Annotated in this window: 2 protein-coding genes, 3 tRNA genes and 1 pseudogene; 1 reads left to right on the top strand and 5 read right to left on the bottom strand. The window is 48.4% G+C overall.

The window, feature by feature from the left end; all coding sequences use genetic code 11:
* From V6C93_RS31390 to V6C93_RS31370, 5 genes and pseudogenes are all read right to left on the bottom strand, one after another.
* Nucleotides 1–409 (bottom strand): annotated as a pseudogene (locus tag V6C93_RS31390) (AAA family ATPase); the annotation flags it as partial.
* A gap of 387 nt (nucleotides 410–796) precedes the next feature.
* Nucleotides 797–868, bottom strand: a tRNA-Lys gene (locus V6C93_RS31385).
* A gap of 174 nt (nucleotides 869–1,042) precedes the next feature.
* Nucleotides 1,043–1,117: transfer RNA gene (locus V6C93_RS31380), tRNA-Pro, on the bottom strand.
* A 216-nt stretch (nucleotides 1,118–1,333) separates the two neighbouring features.
* Nucleotides 1,334–2,563: an elongation factor Tu gene (gene tuf / locus V6C93_RS31375; RefSeq protein WP_333480603.1), complete on the bottom strand. Its 1,230-nt coding sequence runs from the start codon at nucleotides 2,561–2,563 to the stop codon at nucleotides 1,334–1,336.
* Between the two features lie 273 nt (nucleotides 2,564–2,836).
* Nucleotides 2,837–2,911: transfer RNA gene (locus V6C93_RS31370), tRNA-Asn, on the bottom strand.
* Between the two features lie 179 nt (nucleotides 2,912–3,090).
* Between V6C93_RS31370 and V6C93_RS31365 the strand changes: the two genes are divergently transcribed.
* Nucleotides 3,091–3,642: a protein-tyrosine phosphatase family protein gene (locus V6C93_RS31365; protein ID WP_333480602.1), complete on the top strand. Its 552-nt coding sequence runs from the start codon at nucleotides 3,091–3,093 to the stop codon at nucleotides 3,640–3,642.
* The last annotated feature ends 420 nt before the right edge of the window (nucleotides 3,643–4,062 follow it).

Here is a 4,062-nt window from a genome sequence, read left to right as displayed (position 1 = left end):
GTTGTGTGGAAGCTTGTTTAGATTTCTCAGGACGACGACAATCCCACTCCCGATCAAAATTCGCTAGATTCGCCTCTTTGTCCTTGTGCCAAAGTTTAAGGGTGAAATGCCAATCTTCAGACCCTTTAGTTGTAGTACGGTTATCCTTCAAGATTTCTAGGAAATCCTGCATTCGGTTAAGGGATTCCCTTATCTGATCTTTGGTTAGACTACCGTCATATTTATCCTTCGCTGTCAATAATCCCAGAACTCTCAATTTTGTTCTAAAGACTAGCTGATTCTCAGCTTGCCGTCTGACCTGAATATCGAAGCCGCTATCCTCAAATTCGTCATCTGCATAAGCTAACAATGCTTCCAGAAGCCGCCTAGCTCTTTCTTTAACCTGATCACCGTAAGAAGTTCGAGCCATCTCACCAACTCTAGTTTTTCAAAAAGTTTGGGGATTCTCAAAAGTCTAGCTTCCCCTCCCCAAATTGCCTACGCCGATTCTCAAAAGCCCTGATACGAGTCATCTTAGCTTTTGCTTTGAGGAACTATCCCCAATTTAGCCTCTCATTGTAGTCGAGAGATAAATTCAGATGAACACCTCAAGCAGTTTGAAATGGAACAGAAAAAAGTTTCGCCCAATCGTGCAGTTTGTCCTAGAAATCATAGTTGAATCTTTTGCCCCAGGTTCAGGAGTGCTTGTCAAAGCCTGCTTTCTACTATGGGACTTGTTCAAAGATGAGGAACAGAAGCGATAAATCTGTCTGGAAGCCTTCTGTGAGATCAACGAGGCTTCCTTTGGCTTGCTTAGTGGGTGGTATAGGAGTCGAACCTATCTAGTGCGGATTAAAAGTCCGCTGCACAACCGATATGCCAACCACCCTCAAAAATTGGGAGCATCCCGAATTTGCAAATTGCCCGCAGACTGGAAGTCTGGGGCTATACAAACCAAGTCCGCCTGCGCAGACTCTATTCAGCCTGCGGAGGCAGGCTTTGTTTGTGTAGCCACGATTTCAATCGCCAGGTATTTTGCAAAAGAGAATTGCACCCTCAAAAATCCGAGTGACAGGATTTGAACCTGTGACCTTCTGTCCCCCAGACAGACGCGCTCACCAAACTGCGCTACACCCGGATAACAATGTATATTTTGTAGAAAAACCTAACCCGCAGCCCCCTTCCCTCTCTTGCAAGCTACGGTGTATATACAAGTCTTTCTCGCCCCCTAAATCCCCCAATTCTGGGGGACTTTGAGGATTGGTTCCCCCCAAAGTTGGGGGGCTAGGGGGGCGAGATGCAGCCCCTCTCCTTGCAGGAGAGGGGTTGGGGGAGAGGTCAGAACGGAAAGAGGCTACTTGAGAATCTTGGAAACAACGCCAGCACCGATCGTGCGACTGCCTTCGCGAATGGCAAAGCGCATCCCTTGCTCGATCGCGAGCGTTCTCATTAACTCAACCGTCATCTTGACGCGATCGCCTGGTATCACCATCTCGATTGCACTGCCATCTTCTGCCGTGAAAGATGCGATCGTACCCGAGATATCGCTTGTCCGCACGTAGAACTGAGGACGATAGCCTGGGAAAAATGGAGTTTTGCGACCTCCTTCTTTTTCCGTCAGCAAGTAAACCTCAGACTCAAACTGAGTGTGCGGTGTAATCGAACCGGGCGCAGCAATGACCATACCCCGTTCGACTTCATCCTTCTGGATACCCCGAAGCAACAAACCGACGGTATCTCCAGCAATCCCTTCATCAAGGAGTTGCTTGAACATTTCCACGCCGATAACCGTTGTGCTGCGAGTGCCTTTGAGTCCGACCAGTTCAACCGTATCGCCAACCTTGACTTTACCTCGCTCGATCTTGCCAGTGGCGACTGTACCCCGACCTTTGATCGAGAAGACATCCTCCACTACCATCAAGAAAGGCTTGTCAAACTCCCGCTCTGGAGTAGGAATGTAGGAGTCTACAGCATCCATCAGTTCGTAGATGCGATCAACCCACTCATCCTGTCCTCGCGGAGTCTTAGGTGCAGCCGTCATCTTCTCCAACGCTTGGAGTGCCGAACCCGCCACGATAGGAATTTCATCACCGGGGAAGTTGTAGGAACTCAGCAGTTCGCGAATTTCTAGCTCCACCAACTCCACCAGTTCTTCATCGTCCACCATGTCTTTCTTATTCAAAAAGACAACGAGGTGAGGCACTCCAACCTGCCGTGCCAGCAGGATATGCTCCCGCGTCTGCGGCATTGGACCATCAGCCGCCGACACCACCAAGATGGCACCATCCATTTGAGCAGCACCCGTAACCATGTTCTTCACATAATCAGCATGACCGGGGCAGTCTACGTGAGCATAGTGTCGAGCATTGGTTTCATACTCAACGTGAGCCGTATTAATCGTGATTCCCCGTTCCTTTTCCTCTGGGGCTGCATCGATTTCATCGTACCCTTTAGCTGTTGCCTGACCCAGCGCTGCTAGAGTCATCGTAATTGCTGCCGTTAAGGTCGTTTTTCCGTGGTCAACGTGACCGATGGTGCCGATATTGACGTGGGGTTTAGTCCGCTCAAATTTTGCGCGTGCCATGCATTTGATACTCCTTTTACTTTTACTTGGTGGAAACTTCCTCGACCTGAATTGGAACCAGGAACCCTGCGGTTAACAGGAGAGAACTCTGGTGTTGTGCGATCGAGGAATGACCCCTCACCCAAGAGTCGAACTTGGTTGCCGTCCTTAGGAGGGACAGGTCTGCATCCGGCAGGTAAGGGAAAAATTAACCCGTGCAAGTCTGCAAAGCATTGGTTTAGTCGGTTAACAGCCGAGTGTGTATGCTTTACCTGTTAGGACACGGGTGAGAATTGGCTCCGGGAGTAGGACTTGAACCTACAACGACGCGGTTAACAGCCGCGAGCTCTGCCATTGAGCTATCCCGGAATAACCCCTTACCCAGGAGTTGAACCTGGCTACTCGTCCTGCTCCTTCGGAGCCGCTAACGCTAACGGAGGGACAAGTCTGCATCCGGCAGGCAAGGGAAAAAAGTCATTCCAAATTTCAGAATTGATATGAAAACTTAAGAGTTAAGATCGGTCGTTGAACAATTCGATGCGCTCACTATGTATAAATTTGCTCCAGCTTCAGAGCATGAACCAATCGTGTTTGGCTCTGCTCGACCCGGATATAGCAACGAGCAAGTGAACGAGTGGATTGAATTTATGCAGAATCAAGACATCCAACGCATCTGCTGTTTGCTTGCTGAATCCCAACTAAGGCGCTATTCCAATTTACTTGACGTTTACCGACAGACCTTTGGACTCGACCAAGTGTGTTGGACACCAATCGAGGATTTTCACTTTGCCGCCCCTGAAATCCTCATCCACCAAATTTTGCCATTCTTAGGACTTGCCAACCAGTGCCAGGAGAAGGTGGTTGTTCATTGCTCTGGCGGGATTGGACGCACAGGACACGTTTTAGCGGCTTGGCTTGTGGCTGGACGAGGACTCTCAAATCAAGCCGCGATCGCAGCCGTTAAGCAAACTGGGAAAAATCCTTATGAAGCAGTCATTGTGGCCCCTTTCAAAGGTCGTAATCCTTGGAAAGTTGCTGCGGAACTCAATACGCTGCTGGATGAGTGTAATCGATTTAGAGGCAAGTTAGCACATCCATAAATACGAGTACTGCTATCTTTCCATCCCACATTGGCAAGCTGATAGCGATCGCTCACAGTGTCGAAAATCGTTTCACTTTCAACTGGATCGGAAGGCGATCGCAGTTTAGCCCGTGGGTAAGCAACTCCTGAATGTATTGACGGTACAAACTTACCTCATCCATTGTGCAATCTCCGGCTTTTGGGATAGATGCTGAGTACAAGTAGATGTTGGGTTTCCTAGCATTAAGCCAACCTATGGCGATAGGATATCATTGTACATTACTCTCTTGGGAGCAAACAATAATTTTTCAAAATTTCATCTCTGTCTGCTGGTAAACCATATGCATGCAAAAGAATTTGATCACTGTCCAAATTAACGGTAAATTCAACGAACAAATCTTGAGGATAAAATTCCCTACCCTGCCAATCGTATGGACTA

The sequence above is a fragment of the Allocoleopsis sp. genome, from assembly GCF_036703385.1.
In the GTDB taxonomy this organism is placed as follows: domain Bacteria; phylum Cyanobacteriota; class Cyanobacteriia; order Cyanobacteriales; family Coleofasciculaceae; genus Allocoleopsis.
Note: the sequence above shows the minus strand (reverse complement) of the source record. Positions and strands in the feature narration are given on the sequence as shown.